Origin of the sequence: Edwardsiella anguillarum ET080813, from assembly GCF_000264765.2 — a bacterium.
In the GTDB taxonomy this organism is placed as follows: domain Bacteria; phylum Pseudomonadota; class Gammaproteobacteria; order Enterobacterales; family Enterobacteriaceae; genus Edwardsiella; species Edwardsiella anguillarum.
This window is the reverse complement of record NZ_CP006664.1, coordinates 2,587,898-2,614,257: the sequence shown is the minus strand read 5'-3', so window position 1 is coordinate 2,614,257 and position 26,360 is coordinate 2,587,898. Positions and strand designations below refer to the sequence as shown.

22 protein-coding genes are annotated in these 26,360 nt (G+C 62.4%); 5 read left to right on the top strand and 17 right to left on the bottom strand.

What is annotated here, in order from left to right; all coding sequences use genetic code 11:
* Positions 1-66 precede the first annotated feature (66 nt).
* The 5 genes from proA to gpt form a co-directional block, all read right to left on the bottom strand.
* Positions 67-1,320 carry a glutamate-5-semialdehyde dehydrogenase gene (proA, locus tag ETEE_RS11710; protein WP_034163265.1) on the bottom strand — a complete coding sequence of 418 codons (1,254 nt, stop codon included), beginning with the start codon at positions 1,318-1,320 and terminating at the stop codon, positions 67-69.
* A 9-nt stretch (positions 1,321-1,329) separates the two neighbouring features.
* Positions 1,330-2,436: a glutamate 5-kinase gene (gene proB, locus ETEE_RS11705; RefSeq protein ID WP_015870316.1), complete on the bottom strand. Its 1,107-nt coding sequence runs from the start codon at positions 2,434-2,436 to the stop codon at positions 1,330-1,332.
* A 192-nt stretch (positions 2,437-2,628) separates the two neighbouring features.
* Complete coding sequence (gene crl, locus ETEE_RS11700) at positions 2,629-3,030, bottom strand: sigma factor-binding protein Crl (protein WP_034163264.1); 402 nt, start codon at positions 3,028-3,030, stop codon at positions 2,629-2,631.
* 61 nt (positions 3,031-3,091) lie between these two features.
* On the bottom strand, positions 3,092-4,357 hold the full coding sequence (gene frsA / locus ETEE_RS11695; protein WP_034163263.1) for an esterase FrsA: 1,266 nt from the start codon (positions 4,355-4,357) through the stop codon (positions 3,092-3,094).
* A 184-nt stretch (positions 4,358-4,541) separates the two neighbouring features.
* Positions 4,542-5,000, bottom strand: a complete 459-nt coding sequence (gpt, locus tag ETEE_RS11690) for a xanthine phosphoribosyltransferase (RefSeq protein ID WP_012847660.1) — start codon at positions 4,998-5,000, stop codon at positions 4,542-4,544.
* A gap of 414 nt (positions 5,001-5,414) precedes the next feature.
* Between gpt and pepD the strand changes: the two genes are divergently transcribed.
* Complete coding sequence (gene pepD, locus ETEE_RS11685) at positions 5,415-6,875, top strand: beta-Ala-His dipeptidase (RefSeq protein WP_034163262.1); 1,461 nt, start codon at positions 5,415-5,417, stop codon at positions 6,873-6,875.
* An 84-nt stretch (positions 6,876-6,959) separates the two neighbouring features.
* Here pepD and blc read toward each other — a convergent pair whose 3' ends face one another.
* The 4 genes from blc to dinB form a co-directional block, all read right to left on the bottom strand.
* A complete protein-coding gene (gene blc, locus ETEE_RS11680) occupies positions 6,960-7,484 on the bottom strand; it encodes an outer membrane lipoprotein Blc (protein ID WP_034163261.1) in 525 nt (174 codons plus the stop codon).
* A gap of 134 nt (positions 7,485-7,618) precedes the next feature.
* On the bottom strand, positions 7,619-8,980 hold the full coding sequence (dcuC, locus tag ETEE_RS11675; protein ID WP_034163260.1) for a C4-dicarboxylate transporter DcuC: 1,362 nt from the start codon (positions 8,978-8,980) through the stop codon (positions 7,619-7,621).
* On the bottom strand, positions 8,977-10,230 hold the full coding sequence (gene pepT, locus ETEE_RS11670) for a peptidase T (protein WP_034163259.1): 1,254 nt from the start codon (positions 10,228-10,230) through the stop codon (positions 8,977-8,979). Before pepT ends, dcuC begins: the two co-directional genes overlap by 4 nt.
* 99 nt (positions 10,231-10,329) lie before the next feature.
* Positions 10,330-11,388, bottom strand: a complete 1,059-nt coding sequence (dinB, locus tag ETEE_RS11665; RefSeq protein ID WP_034163258.1) for a DNA polymerase IV — start codon at positions 11,386-11,388, stop codon at positions 10,330-10,332.
* Between the two features lie 724 nt (positions 11,389-12,112).
* Between dinB and ETEE_RS11660 the strand changes: the two genes are divergently transcribed.
* The 3 genes from ETEE_RS11660 to ETEE_RS11650 all read left to right on the top strand — a co-directional run bounded on the left by ETEE_RS11660 (position 12,113) and on the right by ETEE_RS11650 (position 16,951).
* Entirely contained in the window at positions 12,113-13,825 is a 1,713-nt protein-coding gene (locus ETEE_RS11660) for a pyridoxal phosphate-dependent decarboxylase family protein (protein ID WP_034163257.1), read from the top strand.
* A gap of 169 nt (positions 13,826-13,994) precedes the next feature.
* On the top strand, positions 13,995-15,446 hold the full coding sequence (gene gadC, locus ETEE_RS11655; protein ID WP_034163256.1) for a glutamine/gamma-aminobutyrate antiporter GadC: 1,452 nt from the start codon (positions 13,995-13,997) through the stop codon (positions 15,444-15,446).
* Between the two features lie 50 nt (positions 15,447-15,496).
* Positions 15,497-16,951, top strand: a complete 1,455-nt coding sequence (locus ETEE_RS11650) for an amino acid permease (protein ID WP_034163255.1) — start codon at positions 15,497-15,499, stop codon at positions 16,949-16,951.
* 57 nt (positions 16,952-17,008) lie between these two features.
* Here the strand turns inward: ETEE_RS11650 and ETEE_RS11645 are convergent, their stop codons facing one another.
* Positions 17,009-18,061, bottom strand: a complete 1,053-nt coding sequence (locus tag ETEE_RS11645; RefSeq protein ID WP_034163254.1) for an FAD:protein FMN transferase — start codon at positions 18,059-18,061, stop codon at positions 17,009-17,011.
* A gap of 298 nt (positions 18,062-18,359) precedes the next feature.
* Here ETEE_RS11645 and dpaA point away from each other — a divergent pair, with 298 nt between their 5' ends.
* A complete protein-coding gene (gene dpaA, locus ETEE_RS11640) occupies positions 18,360-19,082 on the top strand; it encodes a peptidoglycan meso-diaminopimelic acid protein amidase (protein WP_034163253.1) in 723 nt (240 codons plus the stop codon).
* On the opposite strand, the gene ETEE_RS11635 is transcribed toward dpaA, so the two are convergent.
* From ETEE_RS11635 to ETEE_RS11605, 7 genes are all read right to left on the bottom strand, one after another.
* Positions 19,053-19,820 (bottom strand): class II glutamine amidotransferase, encoded by a 768-nt coding sequence (locus ETEE_RS11635; RefSeq protein WP_034163252.1) that lies wholly within the window; start codon positions 19,818-19,820, stop codon positions 19,053-19,055. The genes dpaA and ETEE_RS11635 overlap by 30 nt on opposite strands.
* 44 nt (positions 19,821-19,864) lie before the next feature.
* The gene (gene lpcA / locus ETEE_RS11630) at positions 19,865-20,446 is read right to left on the bottom strand and encodes a D-sedoheptulose 7-phosphate isomerase (protein WP_034163251.1); all 582 of its coding nucleotides are present in this window, start codon (positions 20,444-20,446) and stop codon (positions 19,865-19,867) included.
* Positions 20,447-20,699: 253 nt separating this feature from the next.
* Positions 20,700-21,038, bottom strand: a complete 339-nt coding sequence (gene glnB / locus ETEE_RS11625) for a nitrogen regulatory protein P-II (RefSeq protein WP_005283058.1) — start codon at positions 21,036-21,038, stop codon at positions 20,700-20,702.
* 13 nt (positions 21,039-21,051) lie between these two features.
* On the bottom strand, positions 21,052-22,674 hold the full coding sequence (locus tag ETEE_RS11620) for an NAD+ synthase (protein WP_034163250.1): 1,623 nt from the start codon (positions 22,672-22,674) through the stop codon (positions 21,052-21,054).
* Positions 22,675-22,824: 150 nt separating this feature from the next.
* Entirely contained in the window at positions 22,825-24,165 is a 1,341-nt protein-coding gene (glrR, locus tag ETEE_RS11615; protein WP_034163249.1) for a two-component system response regulator GlrR, read from the bottom strand.
* Between the two features lie 3 nt (positions 24,166-24,168).
* Positions 24,169-24,891, bottom strand: a complete 723-nt coding sequence (qseG, locus tag ETEE_RS11610) for a two-component system QseEF-associated lipoprotein QseG (RefSeq protein ID WP_227625185.1) — start codon at positions 24,889-24,891, stop codon at positions 24,169-24,171.
* Positions 24,892-24,899: 8 nt separating this feature from the next.
* Positions 24,900-26,315: a sensor histidine kinase gene (locus ETEE_RS11605; RefSeq protein ID WP_034163247.1), complete on the bottom strand. Its 1,416-nt coding sequence runs from the start codon at positions 26,313-26,315 to the stop codon at positions 24,900-24,902.
* Positions 26,316-26,360: the final 45 nt, after the last annotated feature.

Below are 26,360 nucleotides of genomic sequence, written 5' to 3'. Positions count from 1 at the left end.
GAGCCCACATTGATAGGCTGAAGTTAATGCAACGGCTCACCAATAGAGGGAGCCGTTGCAACGCGATCAGGCGCGCACCAGATCGTCGCCGTAGCCGATCCATTTGTAGGTGGTCAGCGCCTCCAGCCCCATCGGGCCGCGCGCATGCAGCTTCTGGGTGCTCACCGCGACCTCCGCCCCCAGGCCAAACTGGCCGCCGTCGGTGAAACGGGTGCTGGCGTTGACGTACACCGCCGCCGAATCCACGCTATTCACAAAGCGTTCGGCCGCGCGCATGTCACGCGTCAGGATGGCGTCCGAGTGCTGGGTGCCGTGGAGGCGGATATGGTCGATGGCATCATCGAGATCGTCCACCAGCACCACGCTGAGATCCAGCGATAGCCACTCATCGTCCAGCGCTTGCGGATCCAGCGCAACCGTCGTCGCCGGGCCGTCCTGCAGCAGCGGCAGCGCGCGCGGACAGGCGTGCAGAGTCACGCCGGCGCGCTTCATCTGCGCGCTGAGCGCTGGCATAAAGGCGGGAGCGATGGCGGCGTTGATCAACAGCGTCTCTACCGTATTGCAGGTGCTGGGGCGCTGGGTCTTGGCGTTGGTGATGATCGTCAGCGCCGCGTCGATCTCCATGCCGCGATCGACATAGATATGACAGACGCCGATGCCGCCGGTGATCACCGGGATCGTCGCCTGCTCGCGGCACAGCCGGTGCAGCCCGGCGCCGCCGCGCGGGATCAGCATGTCGACATAGCGATCCAGGCGTAGCAGTTCGCTGACCAGCGCCCGATCCGGGCTCTCGATCACCTGCACCGCGTCCTGCGGCAGGCAGGCCAGCTCCAGCGCTCGGCGGATCGCCGCCACCGTCGCTCGGTTGGTGCGCCAGGTCTCTTTGCCGCCGCGCAGGATCACTGCGTTACCGGTCTTCAGGCACAGCGAGGCGACATCCACCGTGACGTTGGGGCGCGCCTCATAGATAACCCCGATCACCCCCAGGGGGACGCGGCGGCGCTGCAGCCTCAGGCCGCTGTCCAGCTGGCGGCCATCAATGATCTCACCGACCGGATCGTGCAGACTGCATACCTGGCGGACGTCGGCGGCGATCGCCGCCAGGCGGGATTCGGTCAGCAGCAGACGATCCAGCATCGCCTCGCTCAGGCCGTCCGCGCGCGCCTGGGCGACGTCCTCCGCGTTGGCCTGTAAAATGGCCGCGCTATCCTGCTGCAGGCAATCGGCGATCAGCGCCAGCGCCCGGTTTTTCTGGGCGCTGCTCAGCAGCGCCAGCTGATATGAGGCCCGTTTGGCGGCCTTACCCATCTCTTCCAGCATGATGGCTCCTTAGCTGACGATCATATCGTCACGATGTACGGCTACCGGGCCATATTCATAGCCGAGGATCGCACTGATTTGCAGCGAATGGTGGCCGGCAATCATGCGCAGCGCATCGCTGTTGTAGCGGGAGACGCCGTGCGCCAGATCGCGCCCGTCCAGCGTGCGGATGCGCACCACCTCACCGCGGGAAAAGTCACCGCTCACTTCGCGGATCCCCTTGGGCAACAGCGAGCTGCCGCGGGTGACGATCGCCTCCAGCGCGCCGTCGTCCACCACGATTTCACCGGCCGGCGGGGCGCCAAAGATCCAGCGCTTGCGGTTTTCCAGCGGCGTCTGCAGGGGGTGAAAGCGGGTGCCGACGGAGATTCCGTCGATCACCTCGCCGATCACGCCGGGACGGCTGCCCGCGGCGATAACCACCTCAATCCCGGCGCGGCAGGCCACGTCGGCGGCCTGCAGCTTGGTGGTCATACCGCCGGTGCCCAGCCCGGAGACGCTGTCGCCGGCGATGCCGCGCAGCGCATCGTCGATACCGGTCACTTCACGGATCAGCTCTGCCGCCGGGTTATGGCGCGGATCGGCGGTAAACAGCCCGGCCTGATCGGTCAGCAGCAGCAGTTTGTTGGCCCCGGCCAGGATCGCCGCCAGCGCCGACAGATTGTCGTTGTCACCCACCTTGATCTCCGCCGTGGCGACCGCGTCGTTTTCGTTGATCACCGGAATGATACGGTTGTCCATCAGGGCGTGCAGGGTATCGCGGGCGTTGAGGAAGCGTTCGCGATCCTCCATATCGGCGCGGGTCAGCAGCACCTGACCAATATGGATGCCGTAGATGGCGAACAGCTGCTGCCACAGTTGGATCAGGCTGCTCTGCCCCACCGCCGCCAGCAGCTGCTTAGAGGCGATGGTCGCCGGCAGATCCGGGTAGCCCAGGTGCTCGCGCCCGGCGGCGATCGCCCCGGAGGTCACGATCACAATACGGTGTCCCGCGGCGTGCTGCTGGGCACACTGCCGGACCAATTCTACGATATGGGCGCGGTTGAGGCGGCGGGAGCCGCCGGTCAACACGCTGGTGCCCAGTTTTACCACCAGGGTCTGACTGCCACTCGTCATGTTCTATAACCGTTGTGTTTTCACAGAATAAAGAGAGGAACCGTGGTTCCCGGCACGCTAACGTGGAGACGGCGGCGCCCGCGGCGCCGCCTCGCCCCGCCTGCATTTTTATCAGGCGTAGCCCATTATGCCAACAGGCGGGGGGTAAAAGCATACGCAAAGCCGACGAAAAGGCGTTGCGTATGATCCAAATCAGCGTTCGGCGCGGCTCAGCCGCAGGGAGTCGTCGTCGGCGGGGTGCAGCGACATCGAAAGGGTATCCAGCAGGCTCTGCAGATTGCCGTGGAAGGTGGTCAGGGTCTGCAGTAAGCGCTCGCTCACCTGCCGATCGGCGATCTCCAGCGTCTGCCAGCGTCCGGCCTTATCGTATAGCCCTAGCGCATAGCGGTAGTGAAAACGCTCGCCCTCGGCCTGCAGATCCAACCACCAGCCCCAGAACTCACGCTTCTCCGGGTCCGGCTTGACGTTGACGCATACGGCCAGACAGTCAAAGAAAAAACGGTTGTCAGCGCACTGATCGGCGCGCAGGTAAGGTCCCAGCGCCATGAATTTTTTGATCAATCGTCCTTTGGGGTAGCCTTGGGGTAATGTCATTAAGCAATCTCCTTATTACGGTTACCCTCTTTTAACAAAACCGCCAAATTAAGCAATTAAATTAATATGAGTGCTTCTTGAACCATTCACAAATCTGACGTAGCGCACGATCGAACCCCTGGTACAGCGGCGATGAGGAGACCGCCAGCAGCTCCCCCTGCGCGGAGGAGTTGGCGATCAGCTGCGCCTCCTGGCGCGGGCAGAACGGATCGCGCTCCCAATAGGCCGCCAGCATCGGCGTGGGGCAGCGGCGCCCCAGCAGCCCCTGGGTCTTCAGCGAATAGCAGCGCAGCTCCGTCAGCAGTGCGGCATCGGACACCGACGCCATGCCCAAGCGGCTGGCCAGCACGTCGATATACATCGGCGGCACCCGCTGATGAAGGTTGCCGTCGCACAGCAGATGGTGCACCACCGGTCCCAGGCAGGCGACGGCGCGCAGGCGGCGCGGCTCCAGGTAGGCCAGGCGTACCGCCACGTTGGCGCCAAAGCGGAAGCCCAGCGCCGAGATCCGCGTGCTGTCGACCCAGGGCAGATCGGCCATCTGCTGCAGCACCGCCTGGTGCAGGCGGCTGGAGTCCTGCGACAGGGTATAGTGGGATGAGAGGCCTACCGACGGCATATCGATGGTCAGCATGGCCATTCCGGCCGGCGCCAGATAGTCGCGAAACAGGCGGTGGCAGTCGCTCTGCAGCATATCGAGGCCGCCGCACAGCAGCACGGTGGGATAGGGCCCCGCCTCGCCGCCGTCCGGCAGGTGCAGAAACCCGGTAATCGCCTTGCCGCCGGGCACGCTGAAGGTCAGCTCTCGCAGCTCATATCTCAGCAGGCGGGCGGCCTCGCCGTAGGCCCGGTTGGCCAGCGCCTCGGCCTGCTCGGCCAGATCGTCCCCTTTCAGGTGCGGGTAGGCGGCAATGCTGTACAGATTGGCCGCCTGCAGCCACATCTCTCCGGCGCGCGACGCCTGCGGCTCCTGCTGGGCGCGCTGCTGCCACGCCATCGCCTGGTGAGACCACTCATAGATCCAGTTGCCGCTGCGGTAGCCCACCACGGTGTCCAGCAGTCGCTCATCGCTGCGCTCGGCGTCGCTGGCGGCAATGCGCGCCAGCACCATTTCGACCTCCAGCGGATCGGCGCCGCGCCAGGCCCACATCACCCGGTTAATAATGCGATACCAGTTCGCCTGCGAACGGCCATCCAGCGCGCTGTTGATGCCGGGGAGCGCCGCGCCGGCGACGCGATTGACCAGCGTGGACGTTTCGCGGTGTTTAAAACGCGGTTTGAACAGCGTTTCCGACAGGTTGGCGCGGGGTTGGTTTGATTCGCTCATAGCGGAACGATGGCCTCCATAGACAGGTTGCTAACGGAAACTGCCGGGCAGCCCTGTCATTATAGGCGGTACGGCAGCACCGTTTATCATGCCGAGCCGAAGAGAAATTGGCAACGCAGGACGCGCGCCAAAAACAACGGCGCCCGGCATAAAGCCGGGCGCCGCAGGGAAAAGCGCGGACGAATTAACGGCTGCTCAGGGGCTCGACGAAGCTGACGCCCATATCCCACGGCTGCTCGATCCAGGTATTCTGCGGGATATCGACCACGTAGTCGTCCACCAGCGGACGGCCGGCCGGCTTAGCGAAAAGGGTCACGAAGTGCGCCTTGGGATACATGTCGCGAATGGCCTTGGCGGTGCCGCCGGTATCGACCAGATCGTCTACCACGATAAACCCTTCACCGTCGCCCTCGGCGCACTTCAGCACCTTGAGCTCACGCTGGTTATCATGGTCATAGCTGGAGATGCAGACGGTATCCACGTGGCGGATACCCAGCTCACGCGCCAGCAGAGCCGCGGGCACCAGGCCGCCGCGGCTTACCGCGATGATCCCGGTCCAGCGTTCGGCGGGCAGCAGGCGGGCAGCCAGTTTACGCGCATGCATCTGCAGCACGTCCCAGGTCACAACGTATTTTTCGCTCATAAAACATATCCCAGCCAATGATAACAAACTGTTAAATGGCTTATAAATTAGTCGGGGGGAAAAAAGGTTGCGCGAGATTATAGTGACCTGCCACGATAAAAACCAGCCCCGTGATGTCAAAGCGCCGCCGCGCTCGCGCTAATTGTGCCGCAGTGCGTCTATTCGCCCCCCGCCATCGCCACTTTCGCCCCGGCGCCCTGCCCAATAGATGCCAAAGCCGGCCTCCCAGGGGCAAATTGATGTCAAAGCCTGCCCCACCGGGTCAATATGGTGGTATTCTCTGAAAATCTGGCTGTGCCGCGCATATTGTCTGCGGCCAGCGGCGGTGCGCAACCCATTACGCCCGCGTTTGATCGCATGACACCCACTCGGGCATGCACCCTCACAGCACAACCGTATATCAGGAGACTTAACGTGTCTGAAGTGTCTCAACTGTCGCCACAGCCGCTGTGGCAGATCTTTGCCGATATCTGCGCCATTCCGCATCCCTCCTACCACGAAGAAGCGCTGGCCGCCCACATCATGGCCTGGGCCAGCCAGAAAGGGATCCACGCCGAGCGCGACGCGGTAGGCAACATCCTGCTGCGTAAACCGGCCAGCCGCGGCATGGAACAACGCATTCCGGTGGTGCTGCAGGCACACCTGGACATGGTTCCGCAGAAGAATAACGACACCGACCACGATTTTACCCGCGATCCCATTCAGGCCTATATCGACGGCGACTGGGTTAAAGCGCGCGGCACCACCCTGGGCGCCGATAACGGCATCGGCATGGCCTCTGCGCTGGCGGTGCTGGCCGATGACAGCGTGGTTCACGGCCCGCTGGAAGTGCTGCTGACCATGACCGAAGAGGTCGGCATGGACGGCGCCTTCGGCCTGCAGCCCAACTGGCTGCAGGGTGAAGTCCTGATCAACACCGACTCCGAAGAGGAAGGCGAGGTCTACATGGGCTGCGCCGGCGGCATCGACGTGATCACCAGCCTGACGCTGCAGCGTGAAGCGATGCCGGCCGGCCTGAGCGTGGTTCGTCTCAGCATCAAAGGGCTGAAGGGCGGTCACTCCGGCGGCGACATCCATCTGGGGCTGGGCAATGCCAACAAGCTGCTGGGCCGCTTCCTGGCCGGTCACGCCGACGAGCTGGGCGCCCGGGTGCTGGACATCAACGGCGGCACCCTGCGTAACGCCATCCCGCGCGAAGCCTTCGCCACCCTGGCGCTGCCGGCGGCAAACCTCGATCGTCTGCAGGCGCTGGCGCAGCACTTCCAGTCGATCGTCGCACACGACCTGAGCGCCGTTGAGAAGAGCCCGCGCGTCACGGTCGACGCGGCGCAAAGCGCGCTGCTGCCGCTGGACGCCGCCAGCCAATCCCGCTTTATCGCGCTGCTGAACAGCACGCCGAACGGGGTGATCCGCATGAGCGACGAGGTCAAGGGCGTAGTGGAAACCTCCCTTAACCTGGGCGTGGTCACCACGGCGGAGAGCGAGGCGCAGGTTATCTGCCTGATCCGCTCCCTGAACGAAAGCGGTAAAGACGCCGTGGTGAGCCAGCTGACCTCGCTGGGCGCGCTGGCCGGCGCCCGCGTAGAGGCCAAGGGCAGCTACCCGGGCTGGGAGCCGGACGCCAGCTCCCCGGTGATGCACCTGGTGCGCGACACCTACCACAAGCTGTTCGGTACCCTGCCAAACATCATGGTGATCCACGCCGGTCTGGAGTGCGGTCTGTTCAAGAAACCCTATCCGCTGATGGATATGGTCTCCATTGGGCCGACCATCACCGGGCCGCACTCGCCGGACGAGCAGGTCAACATCCCGAGCGTTGGCCGCTACTGGCAACTGCTGACCGCCCTGCTGAAGGCGATCCCGGAAAAAGCCTGATCCCGCGCAGACGAACGCCGCGCGACTGACGACGCGGCGAACCACACTTCATCCGCACGCCCTCGGGCGCGCGGATTTTTTTGTCTACCCATCGGCCCACCGCAGTTGCTCTACCGCAAACCCGAGCGCGCCCGCCCGGCGGATATACGCCTGCCTGACCGCGGGCGGAAGCGTCGGCGTTCGCGACAGGATCCACAGGTAGCGGCGGTTTGACCCACAGACCAGCGCATAGCGGTAGTCATCGTCCAGCGCGATCACGTTGTAGCCGCCGTAGAACGGCCCAAAGAAGGAGACCTTCAGCGCCGCCGTCGTCGGCCCGGTGATAAAGTAGGCCTTGCCCTGACGCTGACGCCAGCGCCGCCGCTGCGCATCGTAGCCGCGGTTGAGCACGCTGATGCCGCCATCCTCGCGTAAGGCATAGTGGGCGCTCACCTGCGTTAGCCCGCGCTCAAAGCGGTTGTCCAGACGGGCAACCTCATACCAGATGCCCAGATAACGCGCGACGTCAAACCCCCGCAGCGGCTCGACGCCGCGCGGCGGGGCCGGCGAGCGACAGGCCGCCAGCAACAGCGCCAGGGGGACGGCGCACAGCGCTGGCCACGCTTTCATCGACGCTCTCCTTCTCTCCCTCGGATGATCTCAGTGTAGTCCGCTTTACGGCAGGCAAAAAAAGAGGCCGCCGTCTTCACTCTGCGGCCCCATCGCACCGATGCGCTCTCACCCTTGGCGCGTCACGCCAATACTCAGTAGAACAGGCCGATCAGCGCCGTATGGAAGAGAAAGCCCGCGATCAGCGGTACCGAGGTACGCCGCACCACCTCAAAGGGCGAGAGTTTGGCGCCGCTGGAGACGGCGATCACCACCCCGGAGACCGGCGACAGCGCGCGCCCCATATGGGAGGCCTGCTGCATCGGCAGGATCATCGCCACCGCGTTGGCGCCCATGCTGCTGGCGATCTGCGGGATCAGCTCCACGAAGGCCAGGAAAGGCGCATTGCCCGATCCCATGATAATCGCGGCAGCGAAGGTCACCAGCGCAAAGACAATGGCCATGGCGAAGGGGGGCAGCCCGACGTGTTCGGCCAGCAGGATCACCTGATCGATGGCGCCGATCACCTTGATGCCGTGCGCAAAGACCCCGGCGGCCACCAGCAGGCCAACCACGCCGGCAAACGCCTGCCCCATCCCTTTCAGAAAGTGGCTAAACCCGTCGCACACCGACTTGAAGTCGCGCAGGCGCAGCAGTTCGATCAGCATGCAGATCGCCATGGCGATCATCACGATGGTGACGATATTCAGGTTGATGCCGCTGACAAACAGCTTGGAGGAGCCGACCGCCATCAGAATCGGCAGCATCGGCAGCAGCGCATAAAAGGCGGGGGAGCGGGCGGGCGCATCCTCCTGCTGCCGTACCGCCGCCTGCGGCAGCGTGCCGGCGCGCCGATCGCAGTGGCGCTGCCAGAAGACATGGCAGATGCCGACCACCAGCACCGTCGCCAGCGCCGCGGGCCCCTGGTGGTACAGCACATACTCCACCACATCCATCTCAACGGCCTTGGCGCCGCGGATGGCGTCGATCGCCGTCGGGGTATAGGCCACCCCGAGCGACGTCGCGATCACCCCCGCCGCCGACGCGGCGGACAGCCCGAGCCCCAGCATGATGGGGAACATGGTGCCCATCAGCAATACCGCCAGGCCGGTAGCCGACGGAATGGCCAGCTGCAGCAGGCTGGCCAGCAGGTAAGAGAAGAACAGCAGGGTATAGGGCGACTGCAGGCGACGCAGCGGGCGGGTCACCACCCGCACCACCGCCTCGTTGGCGCCGATGTGATCCATATAGTGGGCAAAGCCCATCAGCGCCATGATCATCAGCCCCAGATCCGCCGCCCGGGTGCTGAACAGATCGCGCATCACCTCAAAGGGGTCGAGCGCCGCGATCCCGGTCGTGGCCACCCCTTTCGGCAACACGCTGCCCCAGCCCGCCAGCTGGGTGCAGAACATCAGCAGCAGGCCGGCCACCAGCAGCACCGGCTCCGCCTTATAGCCGCGCAGGATCAGGCGGGCCACCGCCACGATCACCAGCAGCGCGATAATCACCTGGATCATGCCGTCTCCTCTGCGCTGAAGTGGGCGTGGGTCTCGACGATCGCCGCAACCACCACGTCGCTGGCCGCCCGCAGGGATTTCACCGGCAGGTATTCATAGATGGAGTGAAAGTTATGCGCGCCGGTAAACAGGTTGGGACAGGGCAGTCCCTTCTGCGACAGCACCGCGCCGTCATAGCCGCCGCGCATCGGCACCGGGCGCGGGGTAATACCGCAGCGCCGGTAGGCGCGCAGGGCGATCTCCACCGGGAAACTCGCGGCGCCCTGCAGGCTGTTGGCCACGTTGGCATAGCGATCAGCGAGGTGGGCCACGACGCTCCCCTCGCCCCACAGCGCCTCACAGCTCTGCGCCAGCTGGCGGATAAACGCCATCCGCTGGCGATAGCCTGCGTCGGTAAAGTCGCGGATATCCAGCTTGAGCACGGTACGCGCGCTGTTGCCCGACAGCTGCTTCACCCAGTAGTAACCCTCACGCCCTTCGGTGTACTCCGGCGCCTCGCCCGGCGGCAGCATGGCGATGAACTTATGGGCCATCAGCAGCGAGTTCTTCAGCTTGCCCTTGGCCGACATCGGGTGCGCCGAGGCGCCGGTAAAGATCACCTCAACATCGCCGGCGTTCCAGTTTTCACACACCAGTTCGCCGATGCCGCAGCAGTCCAGGGTATAGGCAAAGTCAGCGCCGAAGGCCTCGGTATCGAACGCCTTGGCGCCGCGCAGCCCCTGCTCCTCGTCCGGGACAAAGCCCACCTTGACCGGGCCGTGGGCAATCTGCGGGTTGGCCTGCAGGTGCTGCAGGGCGTTCATGATGGCGGCGATGGCCGCCTTGTCGTCCGCCCCCAGTAGACTGGTGCCGTCGGTCACGATCAGATCATCGCCAACGTAGTCGGCCAGCTCGGGAAACGCGCTCTGGCGCAGAAAGATCTGCCGCTCGGCGTTCAGACACAGATCGCCGCCGCGGTAAGGCAGCACCTGGGCGTGGGTATCGGCGCTCTGCTCGGCGCTGGTGTCCAGATGAGCAAAAAAGGCCACCGTCGGCAGCGGCCGATCGCAGTTAGCCGGTAGCGTCGCGGTGACGATGGCATTCTCCCTGACCTGCACCTCCTGCAGGCCGAGCGCGCGCAGCTCCTCTCCCAGGCGCTGCGCCAGCACCCGCTGACCCGGCGACGACGGCATGATGCCCTGGGCCCCTTTCTCACGATCGGTGGTGGTATTAATTTGGGTGTAACTAATAAAACGGTCAATAATATCCATTACTTAGATTCCTTTAGGGTCAACCGACGGAATTATAAAAGCAATGGTGTCATAAAAGTTTGAAGCGCCCGCAAGAACGACGATAAAGCCGCGCCGGGCTCAAAGAATGTCCAGCGACAGCTGCTTCTGCTGCCCGGGGTCGGGCAGCATCACATGCAGCCCCACCAAACGCACGCCGCGTCCGGCGCGGCGCAAATCCCACGCCTGCCGCGCCACCGCCAGCAGATCGTCCCGATCCAGATAGGGGTAAACGTGCTCCTGCGTGGTCAGCTGAAAGTCGGCAAACTTGAGCTTTACCCCCTGGCGGGCAATGCGCAGATCCGGCTGGACTCTGGCCAGCCGCCGTTCTAGCTCGGGATACAGCTGCTCGATCAGCTGACGGCATGCCGCCCAGTCGCCGATATCCTGCGCCAGCGTCTTCTCCACGCCTACCGATTTACGCTGCCGAGCGGGGTTGACCTCGCGCTCATCGCGCCCCAGGCTGCGCTCCCACAGCACGCGGCCAAACTTGCCGAAGCGGCGCAGCAGCGTGGCCAGATCGTAGGCGCGCACGTCGGCGCAGGTATGCAGCCCCAGCTCGGCTAAACGGGCGGCGGTCACCTTCCCCACGCCGGGGATCTTCGCCAGCGGCAGAGCCTGAACAAAGGCATCGACCTGCTCCGGCGGGATCACATATTGGCCGTTGGGTTTGTTAATGTCAGAGGCGATTTTCGCCAGAAACTTCAGCGGAGCGACGCCGGCCGAGGCCGTCAGCCGCAGCTCGGCGGCGATATCGGCGCGGATCTGCCGGGCTATCAGCGTGGCCGAGCCGTGGTGCAGCGGACAGTCGCTGACGTCCAGATAGGCCTCATCCAGCGACAGCGGCTCGACCAACGGGGTGTAACGCTGAAAGATGCGTTGGATTTCACCAGAGACGCTCTTATACACCGCCATGCGCCCTGGACGCAGCATCAGATGGGGGCACAGCTTCAGGGCCTGCGCCGTCGGCATGGCGCTGCGGACACCGTAGCGCCGTGCCGCATAGTTGGCGGTGCTGATCACGCCACGCCGCTCGCCGCTGCCGCCGATGGCCAGCGGCACCTCGCGCAGCGCCGGAAAATCCCGCATCTCGACCGCCGCAAAAAAACAGTCCATATCGATGTGAATGATCTTACCCATCAGCCTGCCCACGCCTCAGTTGCACTGTATAAGTATACAGCACAATTGAGTCGATTCAACCGTCGCGCTATCGTGAGGAGGCGGTGGGGCATGGCCTGCCGGGAAAACCGTTCCCGTCCGTTCATAAATAATGACGCCGTTAAACTCTAAGCACGTTTTAATTACAGCAGGGTGATATTAAATATACGCAAAATATCCTCAGCACAATTATCATTCATAATAATTAAAAACAACCATTGCATAATGTTTCATATATCACCAACTCTGTTTCATACGAAACTAGCAACCAAAAGCGTTTAAATATTCAGGCACAGGATTTGCATAATCATGATATTGCGCCACAATTGGGATGACCATCACGTAATAGTACACTCACAATATAGTTCAATTTGTATTATAAAAGGATTGGCCCACTTTACATCGCGATCGGCTTTTTGTCGTGTTTACACTCTTTATTTCATGATGACTGCAGCTGCGGTGCTAGAATTAAAAACGTTAGCTGAGCCAAGCATGATTTATTTTAATCAACGCGCTCAACACAGTACAACACGCTGTTTTAATACAGCTGGGATTTTTGTTTCCAGAAAACAGAGTTAATACATGCAATATAGGCTTTAGTGACATTCCCTGAGTCGTTTTCCTTTGCGCTGTGATGTCATACCAGCGAAAAATGGGTCTACGGCTTATCACTCACGTGATAGAGACCATATCAAGGACATTAAAAATGAAAACGTGTAACTGTAATAATGACAAACAGTGGACAAAATACCGCGAAGAGATGCGCTCTGCATTTCCGTCTGCATTCAGTGACGATCATGATCCTTTAACCAAATCGATAGCCAAAGCCATTGAACAGCTGAATAAGCTACGTCCTGCCGACGGCGGCCCCGCCTATTTGGGACAGAATCCGGCTTTGACTATCGATTTCGATAAAGTCAAAGACATTGAAATGGCCGATAAAATGAGTAGCAGCGACCAGGTCATTGCTGATACCAGCGCTCTGTTTGAAGGGCTGCCTAACTGGGGCCATCCGCTGACCATGTGTAACGTGATCCCGCAGGCGAATACCGCCTCTATTATCGCGGCCGTGATGTCAGAAATTTTCTCCCCGAATATTTTGGAAGGGGAATACTCCTGGAACGTTCACCGCGCCGAGCTGGAAAGCGCCGGGATGCTGGCCAACATGGTCGGCTGGGACGCCAAACACGCCGGCTGTCTGTACACCTACGGCGGCTCAGGCTGCTGGACCTACCATGTTAAATATGCGCTGACCCGCGTATTGCCGAACTCCCGCCACAGCGGCGTCCGTACCGATGCCAAGGTGCTGTGCTCTCAGCAGGCACACTACACGATGCTGAACAGCACCGACTGGATGGGCCTGGGGATGGACAACATCATCCGCATCAAGACCGATCCTGACACCAACGCGATGGATCTGAACGACCTGGAGGCGGTGCTGAAATCGCTGCAGGCCAAGAAAATCCCGGTTGCCTCCGTGGTATGTACCATGGGGACCACCGACGCTAACGCCTTTGACCCGGTGGGCGGGGTACGTAAGCTGCTGGATCAATACCCCAACGCCGCCCCCTACGGCAAGGCGCTGCTGTACTGCGATGCCGTCACCAGCTGGTCATGGCTGGCCTTTAAGAAATATGATTTTGCCAAGAACCCGCTGCAGTTCACCGAAGAGCTGCTGCCGTTCATCGAGGCCAACTGCCGCGCGCTGCAGGACATGAAGTACGCTGATGCTATCGGCTTTGACTTCCATAAAGCCGGCTTTACCCCCTACGCCAGCAGCTGCTTCACCTACCGCAACGCAGAGGAGTTTGAAAGCATCCTGAAACGTCCGGGCTCCGCCTATCTGCAGCCGCGCTCCCCGTACAACCCGCTGGACTACACGCTGGAGGTCTCCCGTGCGGCGACCGGCGCGCTGGCTGGCTGGGCCACGATGAAATACTTCGGCTATGAGGGCTTCCAGGCCATCATGGGCGGGATTCTGGAGAACCAGTATTACCTGCGTAACCTGCTGCATGAAAATGCCGCCACCGTCTGCGTCAACCCCGATGACTACAGCCTGGTAACGCTGTTCCGTATTTACCCGGAAGGCGTTATGGCTCATCAGCAATATCAGCATGAGCTCAGCGATCCGTCCTACAAATCTCAGCTGATCGCCAATAACAAACTAACCATGGACGTCGGTAATAAACTTTACGAGTGGTTCCGTAGCGGTAAGAAAATCAACGGACAATATACTCCGTACATGAGCTTCAGCACCGGCTTCCGGGTGACTGAATATAACCGCGACGCGCACGACCCGGATGCAACCGTATTTGCCCTGAAAGTGTATCCGATGAATGTTCATTTAACCCATGAAATTATGCAGCACGTTGTAGATTGCGTCACTGCCGCACGTAATGAGGTGCTTGGCATTAAATAATGCCACGCGACTGTTCCGCGACGGGGCATCATATCGATGCGTATAACCCGCCGCAGGACACCGCCATCAATATATGCACAGGCCGGGTTATCCCGGCCTATATGCCTCTTTATTTTCGCATCGCTGACCCATGAAACACGCATAAATCAGGTTTTATCAAGGAGCATTTATGGCCTCCACATCGGACTCCACGACGCAAGGGAAACCTTCCGCCAAGCTCAGCATTATGACGCTGGCAATCATGAATATCACCACGGTGGTCAGTTTACGTGGTCTGCCATCCGAAGCCGAGTATGGTATTACATCCGCCTTCTATTATCTTTTTGCCGCCGTTTTCTTTTTAATTCCCGTTTCACTGGTGGCCGCCGAGCTGGCGACCGGCTGGCCGCAGAAAGGCGGCGTCTTCCGCTGGATCGGTGAAGCCTTTGGCCACCGCTGGGGGTTCGTCGCCATCTATCTACAGTGGGTGGCGACCACCATTTGGTTTCCTACGGTGCTGATCTTCGCCGCCGTGTCGCTGGCCTTCATCGGGCCGCACCCCGACGTCGACTCCCACCTGGCCGCCAACCGGCTGTATACCGTGGTGATCCTGCTGCTGGTCTACTGGCTGGCCACCCTGGTCGCCCTGCGCGGAATTAAATCCTCCGCCAAGCTGGCGACGCTGGGCGGGCTTATCGGGACCATCATCCCGGCCATCATCCTGATGGTGCTGACGCTGGTATACGTCCTCAACGGTAATCCGGTGCACTTTGTGGCACGCGCCGCCGACTTCTTCCCCGACCTGACTAACCTGAACAATCTGGTGCTGGCCTCCAGCATCTTCCTGTTCTTCGGCGGGATGGAGATCAACGCCGTCCACGTGGTCGAGGTGGACAACCCGTCGCACAACTATCCGCTGGCTATCATCAGCGCCGCCGTCGCCACCGTCGTTATCTTTGTCTTCGGCACCCTGTGTATCGCCACCCTGATCCCCAAACAGCAAATCAACCTGGTGCAGAGCCTGCTCATCGCCTATAACGCGCTGTTCGACCACTTTGGCCTGCACTGGCTGGGCGAGGTTCTGGCCGCCATGCTGGCGTTCGGGGTGCTGGGGCAAATTACCGCCATCGTCGCGGGCCCGTCCACCGGTCTGCTGCAGGTCGGCCGCTCCGGCTATCTGCCGCCCTTTTTACAGAAGACCAACCGCCACGGCGTGCAGCAGCACATTCTGATCTTCCAGGGCATCGTGGTCAGCATCATCTCCGTTCTGCTGGTGGTGCTGCCCTCCGTGCAGTCCGCCTATCAGATCCTGGGACAGCTGGCGACCATCCTCTATCTGCTGATGTACATCATGATGTTCGCCGCCGCAATTTACCTACGCTATAAAGAGCCCAACACGCCGCGTCCGTATCGGGTCCCCGGCGGTGCGCTGGGGATGTGGGTTATCGCCGGCGCCGGCTTTATCGGCTCCCTGGTGGCTTTCGTCCTCAGCTTCATTCCCCCCTCCCAGATCCCGGTCGGTAATCCGGGCAGCTATATCCTGATCCTGATGATCGGATCGGTCTGCTTCTTCGTTATTCCGCTGATTGTCTACGCCTGCCGCAAGCCCTCTTGGCAACCGGCCAACGCCGATCGGCAGTAACCGCCACACCCGGGCCGCCCCGTGCGGCCCTTTAGCGTGAGTGCCTTATCATGAATTCGCAATCGAGCAGCAAGCCTGCGCTGGCGGCGGTGAGCCTAGGGGCTGGCACCTTCGCCATGATGAACATTACCACCGTGGTCAGCCTGCGCGGACTGGCGGCCGAGGCCGAGTACGGGCTGGCCGCCGTCTTTCTCTATCTGTTCGCCGCCCTGTGTTTCCTGGTGCCGGTCTCCCTGTGCGCCGCCGAGCTGGCCACCGGCTGGCCACAGAAAGGCGGGGTTTTTCGCTGGATAGGCCAGGCCTTTGGCGATCGCTATGGCCTGCTGGCCATCTTTCTACAGTGGCTGGCAACCACCATCTGCTTTCCCACCATGCTGATCTTTACCGCCGTCGCGCTGGCCTATGCGCTGCCCCTCCCCGGCGCCGACGCCCATCTGGCCTCCAACGCCGTCTATACGCTGGGCGTCGTGCTGGTCGTCTATTGGCTGGCGACCTGGATTAACCTGCGCGGCGTCCGCTCGGCGTCACGCATCAGCGCCATCGCCGGGATGATCGGGACCCTGATCCCGGCGGCGATCCTGATCGGCTGCGGCATCCTCTACATCGCCCGCGGTAACCCGGTGCACTTTACTCTGGGGTGGGACGCGCTGTTTCCCAACATTACCCATCTGCATAACCTAGTGCTGGCCGCCAGCGTCTTTCTGTTCTACTCCGGGATGGAGATCAACGCCGTCCACGTACGCGAGCTGAACAACGCATCGCGTAACTATCCGCTGGCTATCGGGATCAGTGCGCTGCTGACCGTAGTGGTACTGGTGCTAGGTACGCTGACCATCAGCGCACTGATCCCCGCCGATCGCATCAACCTGGTACAGAGCCTGCTGGTAGCCTATGACCTGCTGTTTAGCTCGCTCGGCGTCCCCTGGCTCGGCCACGTGGTCGCGCTGATGGTCGCCGTCGGGGTGCTGGGACAGGTCACGGTGATCGTCGCCGGACCATCGCGCGGCCTGTTTGAAGTGGGGCGAGAGGGGTATCTGCCGTCGCTGCTGCAGCAAAGCAACCGCAGCGGCGTACAGCGCAATATTCTGCTGCTGCAGGGCGCCATCGTTACCCTGATGGCGATCATGCTGGTCTGCCTGCCGTCCGTGCAGGCCGCGTTTCAAATCCTGGGCCAGCTGGCTGCCATTCTCTATCTGCTGATGTATATCCTGATGTTTGCGGCGGTGATCACCCTGCGCTACACCCAGCCCAATACGCCGCGTCCCTATCGGATCCCCGGTGGCAACGCCGGGGTTTGGCTGGTGGCCGGCGTCGGACTGGTCGCCGCCCTGCTGGCCTTTGTGCTGAGCTTTATCCCACCGGATCAGATCCCGGTCGGCTCACCGGCGCGCTACGTCCTGCTGCTGCTGGGCGGCACCGCCGCCTTTGTGGCGCTGCCCCTGCTGCTGCACGCCTACAGCCAGCGCAGCACGGCGCACAGCGGCCAGCCCCATGCCGGCGTCTAGGCGAGCTGAGAATGCGACAGGGGCGTGGTATCCGCGCCCGTGGAGATGGCGCCGCGGCTAGGGTTGGCTCGGGCTCGGCGCCCGATAGGCGTCAAAGGCTGCCGAGGCGCGCTCCTCAAAGCCGTGTTCACCCTTGACGATCATATAGATGGGGATATTCATCTGATTGGCCAGCGCCATGGCGCGATCCGGCCCCATCACAAACAGCCCGGTGGACAGGCCATCGGCGGTCATACAGGTCGGCGCCAGCACGGTGATCGAGGCCAGACGGTGCGTTACCGGGCGCCCGGTATTGGGGTCAATCTCGTGGGAAAAGCGCTGGCCATCCTGCTCAAAATAGTTGCGATAGTCGCCGGAGGTCGCTATCGCCATCCGTCCCGGCTGGATGATCGTCTGCACCCGCTGCTGGGCATCGGTTGAGGGTTTTTCGATGGCGATACGCCACGGCACGCCCTCCCCGTTATCCCCATTGGTGCGTACCTCGCCGCCGATATCGACCATATAGTTCTCAATATGCAGCGACTGCAGATATTCGGCGACGACGTCCACCCCATACCCCTTGGCGATCGCCGACAGGTCAACGTACAGTTGGGGAATATCCTTCACCAGGGCATTGCCCTGCAGCGACAGGTGCTGAATGCCGACCCAGGCGCGGCGCTGCGCAATCTGCGCCGCCGCAGGCTCACGATCCGGCCGCCCCTCCGGGCCGAACCCCCACAGATTGACCAGCGGCCCCACGGTGACATCCAGCGCGCCGTCCGTCAGCTTGTTGATGCGCAGCGCCTCTTTCACCACCCGCGCCGTGTCCGCCGATACCGGGAACGGCACGCCCACCGTGCGGCTCTGGTTAAAGCGGCTCAGCTCCGAGCCGGGGCGATAGGTGGACATCTGATCGTTGACCCGCTCCAGGCGACGGTCGATCTCCGCCTGAACCACCGTCGGCGCCGGGGCGCCGTCCACGCCGACATATTTAACCGCATAGTAGGTGCCCATGGTTTTCCCGGTGAGATCCACCTGGGTCGGGCCGCAGCCGCTCAGCAGCAGCGCCGCCGTCAGCAGCGCGAGAAAGCGGGCCGTCAGCCCGCGTCCGGTTGAGAGATGTTTCATCATGCCTATAGCCTGTCTTACGGGGTGCGCCACGCGGCGCACCGTTGATCAATGGCGCACATTATGAGGACAAGGCCCCGTCGGCGTCCAATCCTGTAAAATAGATATAATCAGCGGGGGAATTCACACCTCTGGTTATAAAAAAAGAGCGTGAGACACCGCCGCATCGCTTTCCTCGCCGTGAACAAAAAAAACGCTCACGATGCCCTTCGGCTCTGGATTACACTGTGCCCACTTTGGGGAGCGTCAATCGACCTTATCCTAAAAATTCTTGGTATTACTCTCTTTGACAGGGTCTTAAATGGGTAAGATAGTTGCCATGCTGGCGATATGCCTGGCATTGCCGCTGGCGGCGTGCAAATCGTCCGCCAGTGAGTCCGGTACTACGCCGCGCAGCGGCGTCAATAGTCTGCTGGGATCGCAGGTCTATATTCAAATCTTCAAGGAAGAGCGTCAGCTGGAGCTGTATGCCAAAGTACAGGACAAATACCAGCTGGTAAAAAGCTTCCCGATCTGTAAGTTTTCCGGCGGTCTGGGTCCCAAGCGCACCGAAGGGGACTTTAAGAGCCCGGAGGGCTTCTACCAAATCGACGCCCGTCACCTGAAGCCCGATAGCCGCTATTATCAGGCCATCAACATCGGCTACCCGAACAGCTTCGATCAGTCCCACGGCTATTCCGGTAAATACCTGATGATCCACGGCGACTGCGTATCGGTCGGCTGCTATGCCATGACCAACGACGGCATCTCGGAAATTTATCGCTATGTACAGAGCGCCTTCCGCCGCGGCCAGACGCTGGTCAATATCAATATCTATCCGTTCCGGATGACCGACAGAAACATGCAGCGCCACCGTAACTCCAGCTACATCGGCTTCTGGCGCCAGCTGCAGCCGGGCTATCAGTATTTTGCCCAGCATGCGCTGCCGCCGCAGGTCAACGTGCAGGATGGCCGCTACGTGGTCAACGCTCCGCTGCCGGGCAGCGATGCGCCGTCACGCCTGGCGTTCACCCAGGCAGAATAGGACATACTCCCCCGGCGCGATGCGCTGCCAGGACTCATCGCAGGTCAGCGGCTGGGTCGCAATCACCGAGACGACGTCGTTCGGCGTCGTTTCGGCCTGAAAATCGATCGCCACATCCTCATCCACCAGCGTCGCCTTGCCAAACGGCGCGCGCCGGGTGATCCAGTGCAGATGGGTGCTGCAGTAGGCCATCACATAGCGACCGTCCGACAGCAGCATGTTAAACACCCCGCGCGCGCGCAGCGCATCGGCGCATTCGGCGATAAAGCGGAACACGTCCGGGGCACTCTCCGGCTCCGTCGGATAGCGCTCGCGTAATCGATGCAGCAGCCAGCAAAAGGCGTATTCGCTATCGGTCTGCCCTACCGGGCAATACATCCCCGTCGGCAGCGACAGATAGTCCTCAAGCTGTCCGTTATGGGCGAAGGTCCAGTTACGCCCCCACAGCTCGCGGGTAAACGGATGGGTATTCTCTAACGAGACGGCCCCCCGGTTAGCCTGACGCACATGGGAGACGACGGCGCAGGATTTGATCGGGTACTCGCGCACCAGGCGGGCTATCGGTGAGCTGTGGCTGGGCTGCGGATCCTTAAAGGTCCGACAGCCTTTCCCCTCGTAAAAGGTGATCCCCCAGCCATCCTTGTGTGGACCGGTACGGCCACCGCGCAGCGCCAGCGCGGTAAAGCTAAAGCAGATATCCGTCGGCACGTTGGCGCTCATGCCCAGCAGTTCACACATTGCCGCTCCTTATCGCGGGGCAGGCGCCGCCTGCCCCATTACCGTCAGGCTGACGCCATCTCTTTTTCGATCAGCTGGATCATGATATGGATCGCCTTGATGTGGATCTCCTGGATGCGATCGGCGTAGCCGAAGTGCGGCACCCGGATCTCCACGTCGGCGCTGCCGGCCATCTTGCCGCCGTCTTTCCCAGTCAGGGTGATCACCTTCATCCCCTTGGCGCGCGCGGCCTCGATGGCCTTGATGATGTTGCCGGAGTTGCCCGACGTCGAGATCCCCAGCAGCACGTCCCCTTCCCGCCCTACGGCCTCGACGTAGCGCGAAAAGACATAGTCATAGCCGAAGTCGTTGCTGACGCAGGAGAGATGGCTGGGATCGGAGATAGCGATCGCCGGATAGCCAGGGCGATTTTCCCGATAGCGCCCGGTCAGCTCCTCGGCAAAGTGCATCGCATCGCAGTGGGAGCCGCCGTTGCCGCAGGAGAGTACCTTACCGCCGGCCTTAAAGGAGGCAGCCAGCAGCTGAGCTGCCCGCTGGATGGCCAGGATGTTGGCCTCATCGGCCAGGAAATTATTCAGTGTCTGCGCCGCTTCGTTCAGCTCGCTACGAATCAGATCTTGATACATGGGCACGCCTCATCAATGAGTTCAATACGGATACCCTAGCAGTGTAACGGATTGACCAGGCGACGAGAAGCAAGGCGGACGCGCTTTCCCAGCGCGGCGCTATTTTCTTTTTCGAACGAAAAATGATTATACTCGAACAAAATACCGCCCCGCGGAGGGCAAGGAGGCGACACGGCGGGAACGGAGGCGTAAACGGTCGGCGGCGCCGGATACGGAGGCGCCGCTAGCGGGGGCTGCCGCCGCGCCTCGGTGATCAGATGGCTTCTTCGTCCTGCTCGCCGGTGCGAATACGGACGACCCGCGCTACGTCGTAGACAAAAATCTTGCCGTCGCCGATCTTGCCGGTCTGTGCCGTCTGCATAATGGTCTCAACGCAGGTATCGACGATATCGTCAGCCACCACGATCTCCAGCTTCACCTTGGGCAGAAAATCCACCATATACTCCGCGCCGCGGTACAGTTCGGTGTGTCCCTTCTGGCGGCCAAATCCTTTGACTTCGGTTACCGTCATCCCGGTAATACCGACTTCAGCCAGCGCCTCACGCACGTCATCCAGCTTGAACGGCTTAATAATCGCATCAATTTTTTTCATCACAGCTCCTCAGTCACCAGTTTTTGCGGCCAAAGCCGGAGGTAATCGGATAACGGCGATCTTTGCCAAAGTTACGCGCCGTAATGCGCGGCCCCACGGCGGCCTGACGGCGTTTGTATTCGTTGATATCCACCAGACGAATCACCTTACGCACCACCGCCTCATCGAAGCCGTCGGCCACCAGCTGCGCCACCGACTTGTCCTGTTCGACGTAGCCCTGCAGGATGGCATCCAGAATATCATAGGGCGGCAGGCTATCCTGATCGACCTGATCCGGCGCCAGCTCGGCGGAGGGCGGCCTGTCGATAACCCGCTGCGGGATCGCCGGCGTCAAGGTATTACGGTAGCGCGCCAGCTGGAACACCAGCGTCTTCGGTACATCCTTCAGCACGTCAAAGCCGCCGGCCATATCGCCGTACAACGTAGCATAGCCGACCGCCATCTCACTCTTGTTGCCGGTGGTCAGCACCAGACGACGGCGCTTGTTCGACAGCGCCATCAGCACCACGCCGCGGCAGCGCGCCTGGAGGTTCTCCTCCGTCGTATCGCGTTCGGTACCGGCGAACATCGGCGCCAGCTGTCCCATAAAGGCATCGAACATCGGCTCGATGGAGAGGATGTCGAACTCGACCCCCATCGTCAGCGCCTGCGCTTGAGCATCGGCGACGCTGATGTCGGCCGTGTAGCGGAACGGCATCATCACCGCCTGCACCCGCTCTTTGCCCAGCGCATCCACCGCGATGGCCAGCGTCAGCGCGGAGTCGATCCCCCCTGACAGCCCCAGCACCGCGCCCTGGAAACCGTTTTTCCCGACGTAGTCACGCACCGCCAGCACCAGCGCCTGATAGATCTGCGCCAGCGGTGGCAGCGCCGCCGCCGGCGAGGCCATCGGCAGCAGGCGCCCGTCGTCCAGGCGAACCTGGGTCACCTGCTCGTCGAAGGCGGCCAGACGGTGCGTCAGCGCGCCGTTGGCGTCAAAGGCCTTGGAGCAGCCGTCGAACACCAGCTCATCCTGCCCGCCCACCTGATTGAGGTACAGCAGCGGCAGGCCGGTGCGGCGGCAGTGATCCGCCAGCAGGGTATTGCGCATGTAGGGCTTTTCGCGGTTATATGGCGAGGCATTAATGGTCAGCAGCACCTCGGCCCCGGCGGCGGCCAGCGCATCGACCGGCGCATCAAACCACACGTCCTCACAGATCAGCAGCCCCAGGCGGTAGCCCTTCAGGGTGACGGTGCACGGGGTATCCCCGGCGCTAAAGTAGCGTTTCTCATCGAACACACCGTAGTTGGGCAAACACTGCTTGTAGTAACGGGCCAGCAGGCGTCCTTCGGCAAACACCGACAGGGCGTTATACAGGCGATCGCCGTCGCGCCACGGGTGGCCCACGATCACGGCGATCCCGGCGGAGGCCTGCTGCAGACGCGCGAGCTGACTCTGACAGCGCTGATGAAAATCATCGCGATACAGCAGATCCTCCGGCGGGTAGCCGCAGAGCGCCAGCTCAGAGAACATCACGACGTCGGCGCCCGCCTGCTGTTGCTGCGCCAGGGTGGCCAGCATACGCTCGGCGTTGCCTTCGATGTCACCGACCAGCAGATTCAGCTGGGCCAGTGCGATGGAGAGGGTTCGACTCATAAATACTCACTGTCCGATATGCCGCAGGGCGCCGCACGCGGCATACCGCAGCCTGACTGATAAAAATCCGCAGGGAGTGTAAATCATTCCGGCGACTTTGTTTAGCGGCAGCGGCGGGCGATACCCGCCGCGTGAGAGAAAATTAGACGATTACTCTTTGAAATCATTAGGATCTAGCTCATGACGCGACAGCAGCTTATAAAACTCGGTACGGTTGCGACCGGCCATCCGCGCCGCATGGGTCACGTTTCCTTTGGTGATCTGCAGCAGCTTACGCAGGTAGTGCAGCTCAAAGTGGTGGCGCGCCTCGACAAAGGTCGGCAGCGCCGTATTTTCGCCCTGCAGCGCCTGCTCCACCAGCGCCTCGCCGATCACCGGCGCCGTGGTCAGCGCCACGCACTGCTCGATGACATTGACCAGCTGACGCACGTTGCCCGGCCAGCTGGCGCTCATCAGCGCCGTCATCGCACCGCTGGAGAAGCCGCGCACCAGCGGCTTATGGCGCTCGGCGGCCTGGCGCAGCAGATGGGCGGCCAGCAGCGGAATATCCTCCGGGCGCTGGTTCAGCGCCGGCAGACGCAGGGAGACCACGTTGAGACGATAAAACAGATCCTCGCGAAACTCCCCCAGCTCCATCGCCTTGGGCAGGTTGCGGTGGGTGGCGGAGATGATGCGCACGTCGATATCGAGGTCGCGGTTGCTGCCCAGCGGGCGGACCTTGCGCTCCTGCAGCACCCGCAGCAGCTTCACCTGCAGCGTCAGGGGCATGTCGCCGATCTCATCCAGAAACAGCGTGCCGCCGGCGGCGGCCTGAAACAGCCCCTCACGGCTGCTGACGGCGCCGGTAAAGGCGCCCTTGGCATGGCCAAACAGCTCTGACTCCAGCAGCTGCTCCGGCAGCGCGCCGCAGTTGATGGCGATAAAGGCCTTTCCGGCGCGCGGGCTGGCGCTGTGGATCGCCCGCGCCAGCAGCTCTTTGCCGGTCCCGCTCTGGCCGTTGATCAGGACGCTGACGTCCGACTGGGCCACCATTCGCGCCTGCTCCAGCAGACGCAGCATCAGCGGGCTGCGGGTCACAAATGCCTGACGCCATGCGTCATCGCCCCCCTGCGGCATCGACTGCGCCAGCGCATCGTCGATGGCGCGGTACAGGGCATCGCGATCGACGGGCTTGGTCAAGAAGCTGAAGACCCCCTGCTGGGTGGCCGCCACGGCGTCCGGTATCGAGCCGTGGGCGGTCAGGATGATCACCGGCAGCCCCGGCTGACGCCGCTGGATTTCGCTGAACAGCGCCAGGCCGTCCATCTCGTCCATCCGCAGATCGCTGATCACCAGATCGATGGGAGCGCGGGCCAACAGACGCAGCGCCTCCTGGCCGCTGGCGGCGGTCGTTACCCGAAACCCCTCGCTGCTCAGGCGCATGCCCAGCAGCTTCAGCAGGCTGGGATCATCATCGACCAGCAGCAGGCTGGCAGAGTGGGCGGATGTCATCCGTTAGGGCTCCTTGCTCGTGTCGCCGCCGGCCGGCGCCGGGAGGCTTCCCTTCACCTCCGGGACCATCTGCTTACGCGATGACAGCTGACGTTCAATATCGGTTAGGTTTTCCAGCTTACGCTGCGTCTCATCCAGGCGCACCTGCAGCAGCTGCCGCTCATCGCGCAGGCTCTCCAGCTGCGTCTCGCTGGCGGAGAGCTGCCGCTGATAGCGGGTCCGCTCCTCCTGCAGGGCGATCGCCTGCGCCTGCTGGGCGCGCCACAGCTGCACCAGGGGCTGCAGCGCCGGCGGGATCTGGCCGTCCAGGCTCGCCAGGCGATCGAGGATCTGACGGCGTTCGGCTACGCTAGGATCGGTGCGTCCCACCAACAGGCTCTGCTTCAGGGCCGCCTGCCAGCTTTCCCCGCCCAGCCGATGCGCCTGCGCCCGCGCCTGGGTTCGGTTCAGGCGCTCTGCGCAGGTCATGGCGCGCAGCCAGTACAGGCCGTTCCCCATCGCCTGGGGGGAGTGCTCCTGCCACAGCGCATCGCAGGCGGCGTGCTGATAGTCGCGCATCACCGGCGTACCGGCGCAGGTTCGCCCCCCGGAGGGTTCCACGGCGCGATCGCCGCCGTGGCTACAGCCGCCGAGCAGCAGCGTCATCAGCCACAGGAGAGCAGGCGGTCGCCGCCGCAGACGGCCGCAGATCGGGGGAAACGGAGGGGGTAAGAACCACATACTCATGCTTGGTGTTATCTCGCTATCGGGAGTTCAATGCGGAAGCAGACGTCGGCTTCATCGTCGGCGATCAGGCGCAGATCGCCGTGCATCCGGCGCAGCGAGTCGCGGGCGATGCTCAGACCGAGGCCGCTACCCTTGACGGCGCCTTTGCGCTGATGGCTCCCCTGAAAAAAAGGCTCAAAAATCATCGCGTGCTCATTGGCCGGGATCGGTGTACCGCTGTTGGCGACCTCGATCACCAGATGCTCCCCGTCCCTACGAGTGCGCAGCCAAATGGTACCGGATTCCGCGCCATAGTGCACCGCATTGGAATAGAGATTCTCCAGCACCCGCTCCAGCAGCACCGGCTGCGCGCGGCAGCGGGTCTCATCCAGCGCGTAGCGGGTCTGGATATTCTTAGCCCGCGCTGGCAGGCGGTGAGCGGCGACCACCCGCTCCAGCAGCGCGGCCAGCTCCAGCTGAGCGGACTCCGGCGGCGCATCGGCCAGACGGCGGTTATAGTCCAGCAGCTGCTCGATCAGCACCTGCAGGCGACGGCTGCTGTCATCCAGAATCGTCACCACCTCGCGCTGATCCGCGCTCAGCGGCCCGGCGACCCCGTCCGCCAACAGTTCAGTGCCCTCCCGCAGGCTGGCCAGCGGGGTCTTCAGCTCATGGGAGAGATGGCGCAAAAACTCATGGCGCTGGGACTCCAGCCAGGCCAGCCGATCGCTGAGCCACAGAATGCGCTGCGCCAGCGTACGGATTTCACGCGGCCCGCGAAAAGGGGGACACGCCTGCAGACTCAGTCCCTCGCCCAGGCGCCGGATCATGCGCTCTACGCCCTTCACCGGGCCGATGATCATACGAGTAAACAGCGCCACCAGCAGTACGCTGACCAGAAACAGCACCAGCGCCTGCCAGCCAAAATAGCGGCCGCGCTCGGCGATCGCCTGCTGCAGCTGCTGACCTCGGCCAAACAGCACGTTACGGGTCGCCTGCACCATCGCGCCGTTGGCGCGGGAAAACTGAGCCAGCTGGCCGTCGGCGCTCGCCAGCGGCAGGCTGTTTGCGCAGCGCGGCGCGGCCAGCTGCCGCAGCAGGCTATCCAGCTGCGCGTAGTCGCTGCCGTCGGGCAGCAGCGCGGCGTGGCGCTCCAGCAGCTGACGGTACTGGGCGTGCTGACGCTGATACAGCGCCGCCAGCGTCTCATCCCCCAGCACGCAGTACTGACGATAGCTGCGCTCCATCTCCAGCGCCAGTGCGGCCATCGCCTCGCTGCGGCGGGCGTCGCTCAGGGTGGTATGGTTGATATCCGCCGCCTGGGCGCTCAGGTGATTCAGACTCTGGTAGGCCTGATAGGCCAGCACCAGCAGGGGCAGCAGCACCAGCAGAAAGGCCAACAGCACCAGCTGGCGCAGCGAACGGGGAAACAGGGGCCACGGCATGACGGCATCACTCCCAAAGGTCAAAGGGGGTCGCCACAGGCTAAC